The sequence below is a fragment of the Paraburkholderia rhynchosiae genome (assembly GCF_002879865.1).
GTDB lineage: Bacteria > Pseudomonadota > Gammaproteobacteria > Burkholderiales > Burkholderiaceae > Paraburkholderia > Paraburkholderia rhynchosiae.
In genome coordinates this window covers 103,721-118,148 of record NZ_PNXY01000021.1, presented here as the reverse complement: position 1 = coordinate 118,148, position 14,428 = coordinate 103,721, and the positions used below count along the sequence as shown (strand labels likewise).

Sequence of the window (14,428 nt, the reverse complement as noted above, 5' to 3'; positions counted from 1 at the left end):
TGGGGACAGGCCGGCGGGCATGAAGCGCGGCGACGGCACAGCGTGATGCGCGCCGCGGGATGAACCTGCCGGACGCCAGTGAAAAGCGCGGTGAAAAACCGCCGTGAAGCACTTTCGACGCGAGCACGCGCATCAAACGATGCGTCCCGCTTTTCGAGCCGGCCATGCCCGCGAACGGCGGCACGCGGCTCATAGTGGAACGTGTCCGCGGCATGCGGCACACGCAGATGCTATGAAAAACGCTTTAAAGCAAACATCGTGAAACAAACACCGGCGGCTTGGTACGCCAGAAAACTGGACGCGCCGGAAACAAGGCGCGCCACGCCTGAGGCGCAATCAAATGTCAAGTTCCGCTCTTGCAAGGAAACGCCTTGCCGAGTCCCAATGAAATCGCCGTGCTGGCGTTGTAGCCCCCGACGATCGGATTTTCCGCGATGTACTTGCGTACTGCATCGGTGAGCTGGGCCGAGCGCGCGTCTTGCGGCAGGCAGAAGTACTGGCCGACGCGCGGGCCGGTGGTGCCGCCGATCGCGTCGATGGTGTTGAAGATGCCGTCGGCGGCGCCTTCGATATAGGCGGCGCACGCACTGCGCGACGCCATATCCGTCTTCGTGCACAGCTTGTTGAGGTCGCCTCCCGTAAACGCGGCGGCCGATAATGGTACGGCAAACGCGCTGGCGAAAATCAAAGCCCGTAGCATGGTGTTCCTTTCCAGGGTCGTTTATCAGGCGGTCTGTTGCCGCATCCGGACAGCGCGCGCGTGCCGCGCGCCAAAGTCGTCATTCTGCACTGTTTTGCGATGCGGTAGCGAGCCGGCAGCCGCTATCCTCAGGCATATGTACGGCAGGGCTCGCCGAGCAGTCGGACCGGCCGCGCTTCACTACCAGGCTCCCTACCACGCTTACTTTTGCTGCATCTGCTGCAGACGCGCGGTCAGACCTTCGACCACGTCCGGTTCCTTGTAGGTCTTCGCGAAGTCGAGCGCCGTGAGGCCGATCTGGTTCTTGACGGTCAGGTCCGCGCCGTTGTCCAACAGCAGCTTCACCGTCGACACATGGCCGCCGCGCGCGGCCATCATCAGCGGCGTGGTGCCGTTCGGCGAGCCAGCGTCGACGTAAGCGGAATGGTCGAGCAGCAGCTTCACGATGTCGTCGTGGCCGTTGGCAGCGGCGTAGTGGAGCGGCGCCCAGCCCTTCTTGTTCACCTCGGCGTCTTTGGCGATCAACTGCTTGACGAAGTCGAGGTCGCCGTTCAGCGCGGCCATCATCATCGCGTTTTCGCCGGCCTTGTCCTCGATCTCAACGTCGGTCTTCGGATTGGCGAGCAGCGCGGCGCCGACCTTGTCCGACTTCTCGCGCGCGGCTAGCACGAGGAGCGGCATGCCCTGGTTATCGACGCTATTGGGGTCCATGCCCTTCGCGAGCAACTTCTTGACGCCGTCGACGTCGTCGAATTTCACCGACTTGATCAACGAGTCGATTGGCGCGGCCTGTGCCGGCACAGCGACCAGCGAAGTCAGCGCGGCGCACGCGAGCGCCACTGCGAAAGCGACGCGCGAGGCGCCCCGGCGTGCCAAAACGCCTGCGGTTTGGGCTGTTGCACTCGCTCGCCGCGCCTGGGTCAGCATCGAAGTATTCGTCATGTTTTACTTTAGGGAACGCCCCTATCCTATTGATATTGATCTGCTTTCACTGCGCGCCAAGCGGCGCCGGAATCTTGAAGAGGCGGAAGAAGTTCTGCGTCGTCGCGGCGGCCAGCGCCTCGTCCGCCATCTCGCGCTGTTGCGCGATGAAACGTCCGACATAACTCACGTACGCAGGTTCATTGGGCTTGCCACGATACGGCACCGGCGCGAGGTACGGCGAATCGGTTTCGATCAGGAGGCGCTCGAGTGGCACACGGCGCGCGACATCCTGCACGTCCGTCGCACTCTTGAACGTGACGATGCCGGACAGCGAAATGTAAAAATTCTGCGCCAGCGCCTGCTCGGCCACGGCCCAAGGCTCGGTGAAGCAATGCATGACGCCGCCCGGCTCGCTCGCGCGCTCCTCGGTCATGATGCGCAGCGTGTCCTCCGACGACGACCGCGTGTGGATGATGAGAGGCTTGCCCGTCGCGTGCGCGGCGCGGATATGCGTGCGAAAGCGCTCGCGCTGCCATTCCATGTCGGCGATCGAGCGGCCTTCAAGACGGTAATAGTCGAGGCCCGTCTCGCCGATCGCGACCACTTTCGGATGTTCGGCCAGCTCGACCAGTTCCGCGACGCTCGGCTCGCGCATGTCCTCGTGGTCCGGATGGACGCCCACCGACGCATAAACGTTCTCGTGCCGGCTGGCGATTTCCAGCACGGACGGCAGCGTTTCGAAGTCGACCGACACGCACAGCGCATGCGTGACCGAGTGGCTGCGCATATTTTCGAGCACCTGCGGCAGGCGGTCGGCGAGTCCTTCGAAATTAATGTGACAGTGCGAATCGACAAACATGATGATGTCCTGCAAATGAATGGCTTGAGGCGGATCAGGTTGCGGCGCCGTGCGCGTCGAGGCGCTTGCCGAGGATCACCAGATCGCGCTCCACGCCGTCCAGCACGGCCACGCGCGGCAGCGAGCCCCACGTGTCGAAGCCGAAACTGCGGAACAAGCGGAGGCTCGCCTCATTGTGGCCGAAGATAAAACCCAGCACCGTGTCGACGCCGAGCGCTGGCGCCGCCGCGAGCGCGGCCGCCAGCAACCGCTTGCCGAGACCCTTGCCGCGCGCGCTTTCATCGAGATAGATGCTCACTTCGGCGGTGCGCTGATAGGCCGGACGGCCGTAGAAGTCCGAAAAGCTGAGCCACGCGATCACGCGGCCCGGCTGTTCGGCGTCTTCCAGCACCCACAGCGGACGTTTCTGCGGCCCATGCGCGTGAAACCATGCGACACGGCTTTCGACGCTGACGGGTTCGAGATCTGCGGTCACCTGGCGCGAGGCCACCGTCGAGTTATAAATAGCGACGATAGCGGGCAGATCGTCGAGCGTGGCATCGCGGTAGGACAGGCTCATGGTGCTTTGGTTTTGAAATGAGACGGAGGGGGTGTGCGGCTTAACGCGGCCAGCATCATGCAAACAGCTTATGCAAACAGATCGCGGTAGCCGATAAAGAGCTCCTCGAACACGAGCCGCGCGTTCAGCGGATGATTCTCGACGGCGCGCTGGCGCGTCACGCTGCGCATGAAGCGCGCGAACGCGCTGGCGTCGGCTTGCGACGCACAGCGCATCAGCGCCGCCGACGCCTGCGGAAAATAGCGCGGCGCACCGGCGGTGCGCTGTGCGAGCAGATCGTACATCCAGCGTTGCAGCCAGCCCAGAACGAGCGGCACCGGCAGCTTCTGCAACGCCTCGCCGCACGCAAAGGCATCGCAGTCGGGGCCGGCGGCCAGTTGCTTGAGCGTCCAGTCGCGCAGCGTGCGGTTTTCGTCGCTGGCGAGCGCCAGTGCGGTCAGCGGCGCGCCGCCGGCTTCGGCGAGCAGCGCCTGCGCTTCGGCCACGCCTTGCGCGGCGAGCCACTGCGTCGCCGCCTCGGGCGCCGGCAGGCTCATCGGCCATTGGCGGCAACGGCTGATGATGGTGGGCAACAGCCGGTCGATGCGCGCCGACACCATCAGGAACACGACGCCCGCCGGCGGTTCTTCGAGCGTCTTCAGCAGCGCGTTGGCTGCGGCGATATTCAGCGCTTCCGCCGGAGCCAGCACGACCACGCGTGCGCCGCCGCGGTGCGAACCTACGCCCACGAAGTCGAGCAAGCCGCGAATCTGCTCGATCTTGATTTCCTTGCTGGGCGCGCGCGTCTTCTTGCCCTCGTCGGCGTCGGCCTTCTCCGCTTTTTCCGCCTTGTCGTCCGCGGCGCTGCCTATGCCTGCTTCGGCGGCCAGCGCTTCCGGCACGACGATCCGGTAATCGGGATGGTTGCCTTGCACAAACCAGTTACACGCGACGCACGCGCCGCACGGCTCGCCGTTCCCGCGCTGGTCCTCGCATAACAGCCCTTGCGCCAGGTGCTGCGCGAAGCGCAGTTTGCCGATGCCAGCCTGTCCGTGCAGCAGCAGCGCATGCGGCCAGTGGCCGCGCAACTGCTGAAGGCGGTTCCAGTCATCGGCTTGCCACGGATAGATCATCGTTTCTCTTTTAGATCAGACAGTTGATAGTACTGGGTGAGACACTGCATTAATTTCGAGCGTCTGAATAACGTTCGCTTATATCGCTTTAAAGTCAAAGAGTTGTGATCAACTCTTCAAGCTGCTTCTGGATGCGCACAATGCTCTGCGAAGAGTCAATGATAGCGAAACGATAAGGCGCTTCTTCCGCGCGGCGCAGATATTCGGCCCGCGTGCGGTCGAAAAACGCGGCGGATTCGCTCTCGAAACGATCTGGGTCGCGCGCCGCGCTCCGCCGTTCATTGGCAAGTTCGGGCGCGAGGTCGAACAGCACTGTCACGTCCGGCTGAAACCCACCCTGCACCCAGCGCTCCAGCGTTTCGAGCTTGTCGCGCGGCAGTCCGCGGCCGCCGCCCTGATAGGCAAACGTCGCGTCGGTAAAACGGTCGGACAGCACCCAGTCGCCGCGGGCGAGCGCCGGCTCGATCACTTGCGCCAGATGCTGACGGCGCAGTGCAAACATCAGCAGCGCCTCGGTTTCGAGATCCATTTTCTGATGCAGCACGATTTCGCGGATCTGCTCGCCGAGTGGCGTGCCGCCGGGTTCCCGTGTCATGACCACAGAGCGGCCAGTGGCGGCCACCTTCCGCTCGAGCCGCTCGCGAAACCAGGCCAGATGAGTCGTTTTGCCGGCGCCGTCGATGCCTTCAAACGTAATGAATTTGCCGCGCGCCATTATTGCCCTCGAATGTATTTGTCCACGGCTTTGTTGTGATCGCCGAGGGTGTCGGAAAAAATACTGCTGCCGTCGCCACGCGAGACGAAATACAACGCGCTCGTCTGCGCCGGGTTCATCGCCGCTTGCAGCGAGGCGACGCCCGGCAGCGCGATGGGCGTCGGCGGCAGTCCCATCCGGGTGTAGGTATTGTAGGGAGTGTCCGTCTGCAGGTCTTTCTTGCGGATGTGGCCGGCATAGCTCTCGCCCATGCCGTAGATCACAGTGGGGTCGGTTTGCAGCGGCATGCCCACGCGCAGACGGTTCGCGAAAACGGCCGCGACCATCGCCCGGTCGGCCTTCCTGCCGGTTTCTTTTTCGACGATCGACGCCATGATCAGCGCATCATACGGCGTCTTATACGGCAGGTTCGGCGCGCGCGCGAGCCACGCTTCGTCCAGACGCACGCGCATCAGGCGATACGCGCGTCGGTACACGTCGAGATCGCTGGTGTTCTTGTCGAACAGATACGTATCCGGGAAAAACAGCCCTTCACCGTTGCCGATCGAGGCTTCCGGCGCACCGATCGCGCTCATCAGTTGCGCGTCGTTCATTGCCACGCTGTCGTGCTTGAGCGCCGGATTGGCGTCCAGCTCGGCGCGCATGCGCTTGAACGTCCACCCTTCGATGATGGTCGCAACGTATTCGTTGACGTCGCCCCGAGCGATTTTCTGCAGCACGTCGTACGGCGTCACGCCGGTCTTGAACTCGTAATTGCCCGACTTCAGCTCGCTCTGAAGCCCGAGCAGCCGCGTCATGATGACGAACAGTTCGGGCTCGACTGGCACGCCGCCGCGGTTCAACTGCAACGTGACGCTGCGCAGGCTGCTGTGCGGTTTGACAGTGACGTCGAGTTGCGCGGGGTTCAGCTCGAGCGGGCTGTGGGCCCAGTGGTATCCGCCAGCAATCGCGGCTGCGGCCAGCACGACGACAATCGAGCCGGCGATGAAACATTTCTTCAGGAGGGACATGCGAAACGTGGCTGGGTTGGACTGCATATAATACTTGTTTGCCTTAGCTAAAGTCAGAATTGACTGTTCCGGGAATCCATGAACACACCGCTCGCTAACGCTTCAGGTACACCTTCCGGCAATCCGTCGACTCACGCGGTCACGGCATTGCCGGTGTTGCGGCGCCCGTGCGCCGATGAATTCGACGCCGTCCTCCAGCACGGCGCCTATATGCCGCTCACGCAGTTCGGCGTAATCGACGCCACCGGCGACGACGCCGCGAGCTTCCTGCACGGGCAGTTGACCAACGACACCCAGCATCTCGATGCGGCCAACGCGCGCCTTGCGGGCTACTGCTCGGCCAAGGGCCGGCTGCTCGCGTCGTTCCTGACGTGGCGCAGCGGCGACGCGATCCGCCTGCTGGTATCGAAAGACGTGCAGGCGGCGGCGCAAAAGCGCCTGTCGATGTTCATCCTGCGCGCCAAGGCAAAGCTCGTGGATGCAAGCGGCGAGCTGGCTGTAGTGGGCCTCGCGGGCGACGTGCGCAAGGCGCTATCGGGTGTGTTCGATGCGCTGCCCGACGGCGTCCACGTCAAGGTGGACGGCTCGGCGGGTTCGCTGATTCGCGTGCCGGACGCATTCGAGCGCCTGCGTTTTCTGTGGATCGGGCCGAAGGCGCAGATCGAAGCGCAGCTGCCCTTGCTCGACGAAAAACTCAAGCAGGTCTCGCCGGCGGTGTGGGACTGGCTCGACATTCGTGCAGGCGAGCCGCGCATCACGCAGCCGGTGGTCGAGCAGTTCGTGCCGCAAATGGTCAATTTCGATGTGCTGGGCGCAGTCAATTTCCGCAAGGGCTGCTATCCCGGCCAGGAAGTGGTGGCGCGCAGCCAGTATCGCGGCACGATCAAGCGGCGCACGTCGCTTGCGAACGTCGCGGGTGAATTGGACACGGTGAAGGCCGGCGCCGAACTTTTCCATTCGGACGACCCGGGCCAGCCGTGCGGCATGGTGGTCAACGCAGCATCGGCGCGGGACGGCGGCGTGGATCTGCTGGTTGAGACCAAGCTCGCAGCGCTCGAAGGCGGCTCTGTGCATCTGGGCGCAGCGGATGGTCCGGCACTGCAATTCCTGCCGCTGCCCTACGGACTGCCCACCGAAGTTTGAACGTCTCGAAGATGTGGCGTGGCGCAGTTTGATGAAAAGGCGCCGCTTGCTGCCGGCGCCCTCGCCTGAACCCTTGTCCGCGATTTCGTTTTTCAAGCCCTAACCGGGAGACGTCCCCGATGTGCCTGATCGTGTTCGACTGGCGACCCGACGCGGTCGACGGCCCGCTCTTCACGCTCGCTGCGAATCGCGATGAGTTCTTCCGGCGCACGGCCGAGCCGATCGGTTGGTGGGATGACGTGCCCGGCGTGCTGGCGGGCCGCGATCTGCTGGGCGGCGGTACATGGCTGGGCATGTCGCGCGACGGCCGGTTCGCGGCGCTGACCAATTACCGGGCGCCGAACGACATGCGTGCCGATGCGCCTACTCGCGGCACACTCGTCAGCGACTGGCTGACTTCGGCGAGCCTCGGCTTGACGAACGGCAACGCGCATGAGACGCCGCTCGCGTATCTGCATCACGTGGCGCAAACCGGGGACATCTACAACGGCTTCAATCTGCTGGTAGGCGACTGGACGCGCCGCGAACTCGCCTGGTACTGCAACCGCTCCAGTCTCGCGCCCGCGCTGCTCGCGCCGGGCACGCACGGCATTTCGAACGCGATACTCGATACCGAATGGCCGAAGCTCGTCAACAAGCGCGCCGAACTCGGCACGCTGCTCACACGCAACGCGATGCCGCCGCTCGAGCGTCTGATCGACCTGATGCGCGATCCCCGCGTCGCTGCTGACGACCAGCTGCCGTCCACCGGTATTCCGCTCGAGCGTGAGCGGGCGTTGTCGGCGGCATTTATCGAAACGCCCGAGTACGGCACGCGCGGCACCACGGCGTTGCGGGTGGTCGCGCACGGCGAGATCGTCAGCGTGGCCGTAGCCGAGCGTAGCGACGACAACGGCTCCCACCGCATCGTGCGGCCCGGCGATTTCGAACGCAGCTTTGCGTTCAATGTCGAGCGGGAGATTGCGTAACTAGTCCAAGCGGAATGCCGCGCGCAATGCGGCCGCGGCATCCGCATGTGCCTGCGCGACGTCAGGCACGAAGCCACCCATCTTGAAGAACTCGTGGATCATGCCCGGATAGCGCTTGAGCGTGACTTCGTTGCCGCAGCCGCGCAGTTTCTGCGCATAGGCGTCGCCTTCATCGCTCAGCGGATCGTATTCGGCGGTCGCGATCCAGGCCGGCGCCACACCGCTGAAGTCGGGCGCGCCGCGCTTGCCGTCGAGCGGTGCGAAACGCCAGTCGTCGCGGTCGCTCGCGTCACGCACGTATTGTTCAAAGAACCATTGAATGGTATCGCCCGAAAGCAGAAAGCCGTCGGCGAGGCGCGAGTGCGAAGCAGTTTGCTGATAGCCGGTCGTGCCCGGATAGATCAGCAATTGCAGCGCTAGTCCGATCCCCGCGTCGCGGGCGAGCACCGCGCAGACCGTCGCCAACGTGCCGCCCGCACTGTCGCCGCCTACCGCGAGCCGCTTCGCGTCGATACCGAATTCCGCGGCGTGCGCATGCAGCCAGGTCAGCGCGTCGAAAGCGTCGTCGACGGCCGTCGGGAACCTGTACTCCGGCGCTAGCCGGTAATCGACCGACAGCACCGCGCATCTTCCATCGCGCGCGAACATGCGGCACAGCGCATCGTGCGTATCGACGCTGCCGACCGTGAAGCCGCCGCCGTGATAGTAGACCAACGCTGGAGCCGGCTCGGCCCAGCTCGGCTCGGCAGCCTGATAAAGGCGCGCCCGAATCGTCGCGCCGTCGCGTGTCTGTATGCGCAAGTCTTCGACGGCGAACATCGGCGCACTCGGGATCTCGAGAATCGGCGCACTCTTTTCATAAGACGCGCGCGCCGCTTGCGCGGTCATTTCATGAAGCTTCGGGCGCTTTGCGAGCGCGATCATGTCGAGCACCTGCTCGATCTTCGGATTCAGCGGCATGGGACGTCGGATGGCGCGTACGCGCCGAAGGTTGAAAACAGGTTCGCGGCACGGTGCCCAGCAAGCGGCTTTAGTCCGGATCCGCGTGCTTGACTTCCGGCTTCAGCGACATCGGATCGGTCGGATCGCGCAATTGTTCGATGTCCTCGTGACGCAGTTTCACCGTCGCCATGATGCCCGGGTGCGTGACGATATAGAAGCGCCGCGCGGCGATGGCTTCGAACGTGATGTCGGCGACATCGGCCGCGCTGAGCTTGCCAGATTGCACCGCGCGCAGCAGTTGCTTGCCCGCGGCGATCTGCGAGCGCGTCGGACCGCTGTCGTTGCGCAATTCAGCGGGCCGCGCGCGCTCGGCATCGGCAATACCAGTCGGCACGAAGGCCGGGCACAGCAAAGAGCAGCCGACCCGGCCGCTCTCCTCCCGCGCGGCCTGCGCGAGTTGCAAGTCGTGATACAGCGTCTCGGTGAGCGACACCACCGCGTGTTTCGATGCGTTGTAGACGCCCATCGCGGGCGGCGAGAGTAGCCCCGCGACGGATGCGGTGTTGACGATATGCGCCGGCTCGTTCTGCTTAAGCATGATCGGCGTGAACACACGCACGCCATGCGCGACGCCCATCACGTTGACGCCGAATACCCATGACCAGTCGTTCGCCGAGCTTTCCCACAGGAAGCCGCCCGAGCCCACACCCGCGTTGTTGAACAGCAGGTGGACCTTGCCGAATGCACCGAGCGCCGCTTGCGCGAGCGCTTCGACCTGGGCGCCGCTCGAGACATCGGTGGGCACGCCGATCGCTTCTGCGCCTGCCGCGCGCAATGCATCGACCGTGTGCGCGAGCGCGTCGGCGTTCACGTCGGCGAGCACGAGCTTCATGCCGAGCGACGCGCCCTTCTGCGCGAACGCAAGGCCGAAGCCGCTTGCCGCGCCGGTGATAACCGCGACCTTGCCTGCGAATTCGAACATCCTTGACTCCTCTCCCATGCAAGATGGTTGTTATTTTTTCCGGCGGCTCGATCCACGGGTCAAGTCGCACCCGCCGCTCGCCGCCAGCCGCCAGCCGCCGCGATCAGATCAGCTTCACAAGCTGCTTGCCGAAGTTCCGGCCCTTGAGCAAGCCGATGAAAGCCTCGGGCGCCGCATCGAGCCCTTGCGCGATGCTTTCGCGATATTGCAGTTTCTTCTGCGCGACGAGCGTGCCGAGTTGCTTGAGCGCTTCGGGCCAGACATCCATATGCTCGGTGACGATAAAGCCCTGCACGAGCAGGCGCTGCGTCAGTATCAGCGACGGATGCTTGAGCGGCACCGGCTGTCCGTCGTAGCCCGCAATGAATCCGCATACCGCGATGCGGCCGGCCGCGTTCATGCGCGCGAGCGTCGCGTCGAGCACGTCCCCGCCGACGTTCTCGAAGCAACCGTCGACGCCATCCGGCGTCGCGGCCTTCAGATCCTGATACAGATTGCCGGCCTTGTAGTCGATGCAGGCGTCGAAGCCGAGCGTCTCCACGACATAGCGGCACTTTTCCGCGCCGCCCGCGATGCCCACCGCGCGCGCCCCGGCCTGCTTCGCCAGTTGACCGACCACGCTGCCCACCGCACCGCTCGCCGCGCTGACCACGACCGTCTCGCCGGCTTTCGGCGCGATGATCCGGTTCAGCCCATACCACGCGGTGACGCCGGGCATGCCGACCGGACCGAGATAGGCCGACAGCGGCACATGCGTGTCGTCGACTTTCTGCACGCCCGCGCCATTCGACGTGCCGTATTCCTGCCAGCCGAACATCGCCACCACCTTGTCGCCCACTGCGAATTTCGGATTCTTCGATTCCACCACTTCGCCCACCGTGCCGCCGATCATCACTTCGTCGAGAGGCTGCGGCGCCGCATAGGACTTGCTGTCGTTCATGCGGCCGCGCATGTACGGATCGAGCGACAGATAGTGATTACGCACGCGCACTTCGCCATCCGCAAGCGGCGCGAGCGGCGTCTCAACGAGGCGGAAGTTATCTGGCGTGACGGCGCCTTGCGGACGCGAAGCCAGCACGAACTGGCGGTTGATCTGGGGCATGAGGATCGTCTCCTTGAGTGGCGGATTGCCTTATGGATTTCGTTACCGAAGCAGTTACGGATCTAACCGGCGTCTACTGTGCGAATGCATGCTCAAAGGCTGCAAGCGTGCGCGCATGTTCAACCGTCGCTAGGACCGGGTTTCGCCGAAGGGTCGCTGCGCAAACGCTGACGCGTCACATCGCGGCCCACGGCGAGACGGCGCATGTATTTGAACGTGCCGAGCGCCTTGGCGACGAAGTGACCTTCGCTGTCGCGAATCTCGCCTTCGCAATAGGCCATCGTGGTCGAGCGGTGCAGCACGCGGCCGTTCGCGCGCAATTCGCCGCGGCCAGGCTGCATGAAGTTGACCTTCATTTCGATGGTGACCACGCCGACGCCGTCGCCCGCGAGACTGCGCGCGGCCATCGCGAGCGCGAGGTCGGCAAGCGTCATGGTCACGCCGCCGTGCGCGACGTCCCACGTATTCATATGCTCAGGGAGCAAGGGCAGCACGAGTTCGCTGACGCCGTCCGCCGCCGACACCAGTTGCGCGCCAAGCCGGTCGACGAACGGACTTTCAGGCAACGACGCGCTGCCCGCGGTGGATGAAGAAGAATCGGTCATTGCTGCTTTCATATTTCCTGTGTTGACATTGGCGCGGCGCGCAATTGATGCGCGTGGACGCATCGCGCCAGAAGAGAGGAAATGATACCCGCTATGGCATCTCGCGGTGATGGGCCGGCATCGTTAAGGACGCCGCGATCCATTCACGCAGCCTGGGTGGCCATGCGTGCCGCCATGCCTGTTGCGAGCCGCCCCAAGCGGCGCACGGCTTCGTCCGCGAGATCGAGATCCGTGCTCGGACAACTGAGGCGAATGAACCGATCGAAGCGCCCCGAGTTTGAAAACACCGTGCCCGGCATCACGCGAATGCCCTCTTTCAAAGCGGCATCGAAGAAAGCGGCCGACGAGACCTCGCGCGGCAACTCGATCCAGAAGAAGATGCCGCCGGCGGGCGGTGTAAAACGCGTGCCTTCGGGAAAAGACGCGCCGATCGCCGCCGACATCCGCTCACGCTGAACCCGCAGCCGGTCGCGCAAGCGGCGCAAATGGCGCTCATACGCGTTCGTCTGCAGAAACTCCGCGAGCACGACTTGCGACAACTGCTCGTTGTGACGCGACTGCGCAAACTTCAACATGCCGATACGCGGATGCCATCGGCCGCCGTTGATCCAGCCGATCCGCATGCCGGGCGCGAGGGTTTTGTTGAACGACGTGCAATGGATCACGGTGCCGTCCATATCCCAGGCCTTCAGCGAGCGGAGCGGCTGTGCGATATCGACGAGCTCACGATACGGATCGTCCTCGATCAGCGCAATGCCGGCCCGCGCGCATAGTTCGACCAGCCTCGCCTTGTGCGCGTCGGGCATCACGCTGCCAAGCGGATTCTGCAGATTCGGCACGACCACCACGGCCTTGATGTCGGGCTGTGTTTGCAATGCGAAATCGAGCGCTTCGATGGCGAGCCCGGTAGTCGGGCTCGCCGGAATTTCGAGCGCGCGCAGTCCGAGACTTTCCAGCGCCTGCAAGAGACCGAAAAAACACGGCGATTCGACGGCGACAGTATCTCCCGGCTGCGTCACCGCGCGCAACGCGAGATTGACCGCCTCGATCCCGCCGTGCGTCATGATGACGTCGTCCGCGCCGATCTGGATGCCGGCGTCGAACGCGCGACGCGCGACGATCGCGCGCAACGCCGGATCGCCCTGATCCGGTCCGGCCGCGGTCAGCAACGTGGGCCGCCGGCGCAACGCGCGCAGCGCGGCTTTCTGCAACGCGTCGGTTGGATAGAGATCCGGAGAAGCCGTTGCGCCGCCGAGATTGAACGCGTCCGGATAGCGCTGGTATTGCGAGACGATGGCCGATATCGCCGAGTGAATGCCGACGAACTGCGCGGCGCGCGGCATCGTTGCGATGTCGGGTTCCGACGCGGCGGGCAACGCAGCAGTTTGCGAAGCGCGCACGAAATAGCCGGCGCGCGGCCGTGCCTCGATCAGCGCTTCACGTTCGAGTACGCGGTAGCTCTCCGTCGCGGTCGCGAGACTCACGCCGTGACGCTGCATGAACGCGCGGATCGACGGCATGCGCTCGCCCGGACGCAGCACGCCGTTGCAGATCGCGCGGCGGTACTGTTCGGCCAGTTGCCGGTAAAGAGCCTGGCTCACCGGCGATTCATCCGCAGGCGTGATGTGCGTGGGCGTGTGCGCGAGCGTTTGCGTGAGCGGTTCAGTACGAGAGAGCTGGTTCATAAGCCGATGGTGCGCACAGTCGCTGCACCGCGACAGATACACATCGCCGTGATTCCAACCGATACAGCGCGCGCAATGAGTACGTTGTACCGGTTCAGATTGTCGATGCCTGAGGCTGTTTTCACGTGGACCGGCTCACTATGCTGGGTGGCATGCAAACGGTCTAAGGGAATCGGTCATGTCAGCTCGTGCCAACACCACTCCGTCCCGCCTCGCCGCCGGTCAGGTCGCCATGCACGACCTGCGCGCACGAAGCTCCATCGTCGCGGTTCAAGGCGATCTGCAACTGGAGTTCCGCGATCATTCGCTCGCGTGGCTCGGCGACGCCGTTCCCTCGACGTCGATCACGCTGCGCGAAGGCCAGTGCTTCGTGACGCCACAACGGGGCACTGTGTCGATCAGCGCGGCGCATGGGCCGGTTGCGGCGTTCGTGCTGCAACCCTCACGTGCGCAAGCACAAGGCAACAACGTGGTTGGCAGCGCCGCGCGTCACCTTGCCGCGCTCGTCAAAATGACGCTGGGACGCGCCGCCTGACATGCCCGCGCGGCATGCATCGGCAGCTACAATGCATGACCAATCCGCTCTTCGAGGTGCCGGTCATGTCCTTTATCCGCATGCTGTTCAGCACGCGCCTTTGCCGCGCGGCCGCGCTTTTCGCGGTCTTTGCGCTGACGCTGAATGGATGCGCCGGGCTGTTCGGCGGCGACCCAATGCGCGTGAGCGTGGCCGGCATTGAACCGATCGAAAGCCAAGGCCTGGAGATGCGCTTCAACGTGAAACTGCGCGTGCAGAATCCGAACGAATCGGCGGTCAGTTTCAACGGCGTGTCGCTCGATCTCGAATTGAACGGCAAGCCGTTTGCCAGCGGCGTCAGCGATCAGATCGGCACGGTGCCGCGCTTCGGCGAAACCGTGCTCAATGTGCCGTTGACGGTGCCCGCTTTCGCCGCGGTACGCCAAGCATTCGCATTCGCTGGCGCCATGCAGGGAGACTCCCCGCAGTCGGGGCAGATTCCATACATTCTGCGCGGCAAGCTCGCGCGCGGCCTGACCGGCACGACGCGTTTCGTCGATCAAGGCACGCTGAGCCTGCCCGCGCTCGGCACGGCCATGCCGTGATCT

16 protein-coding genes are annotated in these 14,428 nt (G+C 64.2%); 4 read left to right on the top strand and 12 right to left on the bottom strand.

All coding sequences use genetic code 11. The features are described 5' to 3' along the window. Positions 1–343: 343 nt before the first annotated feature. The 7 genes from C0Z16_RS25625 to mltG all read right to left on the bottom strand — a co-directional run bounded on the left by C0Z16_RS25625 (position 344) and on the right by mltG (position 5,879). On the bottom strand, positions 344–700 hold the full coding sequence (locus C0Z16_RS25625) for a Rap1a/Tai family immunity protein (RefSeq protein ID WP_102634859.1): 357 nt from the start codon (positions 698–700) through the stop codon (positions 344–346). Between the two features lie 201 nt (positions 701–901). Further along, the gene (locus C0Z16_RS25620; RefSeq protein ID WP_102634858.1) at positions 902–1,642 is read right to left on the bottom strand and encodes an ankyrin repeat domain-containing protein; all 741 of its coding nucleotides are present in this window, start codon (positions 1,640–1,642) and stop codon (positions 902–904) included. Positions 1,643–1,688: 46 nt separating this feature from the next. Beyond that, entirely contained in the window at positions 1,689–2,483 is a 795-nt protein-coding gene (locus C0Z16_RS25615) for a TatD family hydrolase (RefSeq protein WP_102634857.1), read from the bottom strand. Positions 2,484–2,517: 34 nt separating this feature from the next. Continuing rightward, the gene (locus tag C0Z16_RS25610) at positions 2,518–3,042 is read right to left on the bottom strand and encodes a GNAT family N-acetyltransferase (RefSeq protein WP_102634856.1); all 525 of its coding nucleotides are present in this window, start codon (positions 3,040–3,042) and stop codon (positions 2,518–2,520) included. 68 nt (positions 3,043–3,110) lie between these two features. Beyond that, entirely contained in the window at positions 3,111–4,154 is a 1,044-nt protein-coding gene (locus C0Z16_RS25605) for a DNA polymerase III subunit delta' (RefSeq protein ID WP_102634855.1), read from the bottom strand. A 94-nt stretch (positions 4,155–4,248) separates the two neighbouring features. Beyond that, a complete protein-coding gene (gene tmk, locus C0Z16_RS25600) occupies positions 4,249–4,869 on the bottom strand; it encodes a dTMP kinase (protein ID WP_102634854.1) in 621 nt (206 codons plus the stop codon). After that, a complete protein-coding gene (mltG, locus tag C0Z16_RS25595; protein ID WP_102634881.1) occupies positions 4,869–5,879 on the bottom strand; it encodes an endolytic transglycosylase MltG in 1,011 nt (336 codons plus the stop codon). Before mltG ends, tmk begins: the two co-directional genes overlap by 1 nt. A gap of 78 nt (positions 5,880–5,957) precedes the next feature. On the opposite strand from mltG, the gene ygfZ reads away from it, so the two are divergent. Both ygfZ and C0Z16_RS25585 read left to right on the top strand, forming a co-directional pair. Further along, positions 5,958–7,022: a CAF17-like 4Fe-4S cluster assembly/insertion protein YgfZ gene (ygfZ, locus tag C0Z16_RS25590; RefSeq protein ID WP_102634853.1), complete on the top strand. Its 1,065-nt coding sequence runs from the start codon at positions 5,958–5,960 to the stop codon at positions 7,020–7,022. Between the two features lie 119 nt (positions 7,023–7,141). Beyond that, complete coding sequence (locus C0Z16_RS25585) at positions 7,142–7,990, top strand: NRDE family protein (RefSeq protein ID WP_102634852.1); 849 nt, start codon at positions 7,142–7,144, stop codon at positions 7,988–7,990. On the opposite strand, the gene C0Z16_RS25580 is transcribed toward C0Z16_RS25585, so the two are convergent. The 5 genes from C0Z16_RS25580 to C0Z16_RS25560 all read right to left on the bottom strand — a co-directional run bounded on the left by C0Z16_RS25580 (position 7,991) and on the right by C0Z16_RS25560 (position 13,306). Then, positions 7,991–8,950, bottom strand: a complete 960-nt coding sequence (locus tag C0Z16_RS25580; protein WP_102634851.1) for an alpha/beta hydrolase — start codon at positions 8,948–8,950, stop codon at positions 7,991–7,993. A 70-nt stretch (positions 8,951–9,020) separates the two neighbouring features. Continuing rightward, positions 9,021–9,914 (bottom strand): SDR family oxidoreductase, encoded by an 894-nt coding sequence (locus C0Z16_RS25575; RefSeq protein ID WP_102634850.1) that lies wholly within the window; start codon positions 9,912–9,914, stop codon positions 9,021–9,023. Between the two features lie 103 nt (positions 9,915–10,017). Next, positions 10,018–11,016 carry an NADP-dependent oxidoreductase gene (locus tag C0Z16_RS25570; RefSeq protein ID WP_102634849.1) on the bottom strand — a complete coding sequence of 333 codons (999 nt, stop codon included), beginning with the start codon at positions 11,014–11,016 and terminating at the stop codon, positions 10,018–10,020. A 119-nt stretch (positions 11,017–11,135) separates the two neighbouring features. Continuing rightward, on the bottom strand, positions 11,136–11,621 hold the full coding sequence (locus tag C0Z16_RS25565) for a PaaI family thioesterase (RefSeq protein ID WP_102634848.1): 486 nt from the start codon (positions 11,619–11,621) through the stop codon (positions 11,136–11,138). Positions 11,622–11,764: 143 nt separating this feature from the next. Continuing rightward, the gene (locus tag C0Z16_RS25560) at positions 11,765–13,306 is read right to left on the bottom strand and encodes an aminotransferase-like domain-containing protein (RefSeq protein ID WP_244201362.1); all 1,542 of its coding nucleotides are present in this window, start codon (positions 13,304–13,306) and stop codon (positions 11,765–11,767) included. Positions 13,307–13,484: 178 nt separating this feature from the next. Here C0Z16_RS25560 and C0Z16_RS25555 point away from each other — a divergent pair, with 178 nt between their 5' ends. Together C0Z16_RS25555 and C0Z16_RS25550 are read left to right on the top strand one after the other, a co-directional pair. After that, the gene (locus C0Z16_RS25555) at positions 13,485–13,841 is read left to right on the top strand and encodes a hypothetical protein (protein ID WP_102634847.1); all 357 of its coding nucleotides are present in this window, start codon (positions 13,485–13,487) and stop codon (positions 13,839–13,841) included. A 65-nt stretch (positions 13,842–13,906) separates the two neighbouring features. Next, positions 13,907–14,425: an LEA type 2 family protein gene (locus C0Z16_RS25550; protein ID WP_102634879.1), complete on the top strand. Its 519-nt coding sequence runs from the start codon at positions 13,907–13,909 to the stop codon at positions 14,423–14,425. Positions 14,426–14,428: the final 3 nt, after the last annotated feature.

Excerpts from the sequence above, each read along its gene's own strand:
- C0Z16_RS25625 (WP_102634859.1), bottom strand. The coding sequence starts at position 700 with ATGCTACGGGCTTTGATTTTCGCCAGCGCGTTTGCCGTACCATTATCG.
- C0Z16_RS25620 (WP_102634858.1), bottom strand. The coding sequence starts at position 1,642 with ATGACGAATACTTCGATGCTGACCCAGGCGCGGCGAGCGAGTGCAACA.
- C0Z16_RS25615 (WP_102634857.1), bottom strand. The coding sequence starts at position 2,483 with ATGTTTGTCGATTCGCACTGTCACATTAATTTCGAAGGACTCGCCGAC.
- C0Z16_RS25610 (WP_102634856.1), bottom strand. The coding sequence starts at position 3,042 with ATGAGCCTGTCCTACCGCGATGCCACGCTCGACGATCTGCCCGCTATC.
- C0Z16_RS25605 (WP_102634855.1), bottom strand. The coding sequence starts at position 4,154 with ATGATCTATCCGTGGCAAGCCGATGACTGGAACCGCCTTCAGCAGTTG.
- tmk (WP_102634854.1), bottom strand. The coding sequence starts at position 4,869 with ATGGCGCGCGGCAAATTCATTACGTTTGAAGGCATCGACGGCGCCGGC.
- mltG (WP_102634881.1), bottom strand. The coding sequence starts at position 5,879 with ATGTCCCTCCTGAAGAAATGTTTCATCGCCGGCTCGATTGTCGTCGTG.
- ygfZ (WP_102634853.1), top strand. The coding sequence starts at position 5,958 with ATGAACACACCGCTCGCTAACGCTTCAGGTACACCTTCCGGCAATCCG.
- C0Z16_RS25585 (WP_102634852.1), top strand. The coding sequence starts at position 7,142 with ATGTGCCTGATCGTGTTCGACTGGCGACCCGACGCGGTCGACGGCCCG.
- C0Z16_RS25580 (WP_102634851.1), bottom strand. The coding sequence starts at position 8,950 with ATGCCGCTGAATCCGAAGATCGAGCAGGTGCTCGACATGATCGCGCTC.
- C0Z16_RS25575 (WP_102634850.1), bottom strand. The coding sequence starts at position 9,914 with ATGTTCGAATTCGCAGGCAAGGTCGCGGTTATCACCGGCGCGGCAAGC.
- C0Z16_RS25570 (WP_102634849.1), bottom strand. The coding sequence starts at position 11,016 with ATGCCCCAGATCAACCGCCAGTTCGTGCTGGCTTCGCGTCCGCAAGGC.
- C0Z16_RS25565 (WP_102634848.1), bottom strand. The coding sequence starts at position 11,621 with ATGACCGATTCTTCTTCATCCACCGCGGGCAGCGCGTCGTTGCCTGAA.
- C0Z16_RS25560 (WP_244201362.1), bottom strand. The coding sequence starts at position 13,306 with ATGAACCAGCTCTCTCGTACTGAACCGCTCACGCAAACGCTCGCGCAC.
- C0Z16_RS25555 (WP_102634847.1), top strand. The coding sequence starts at position 13,485 with ATGTCAGCTCGTGCCAACACCACTCCGTCCCGCCTCGCCGCCGGTCAG.
- C0Z16_RS25550 (WP_102634879.1), top strand. The coding sequence starts at position 13,907 with ATGTCCTTTATCCGCATGCTGTTCAGCACGCGCCTTTGCCGCGCGGCC.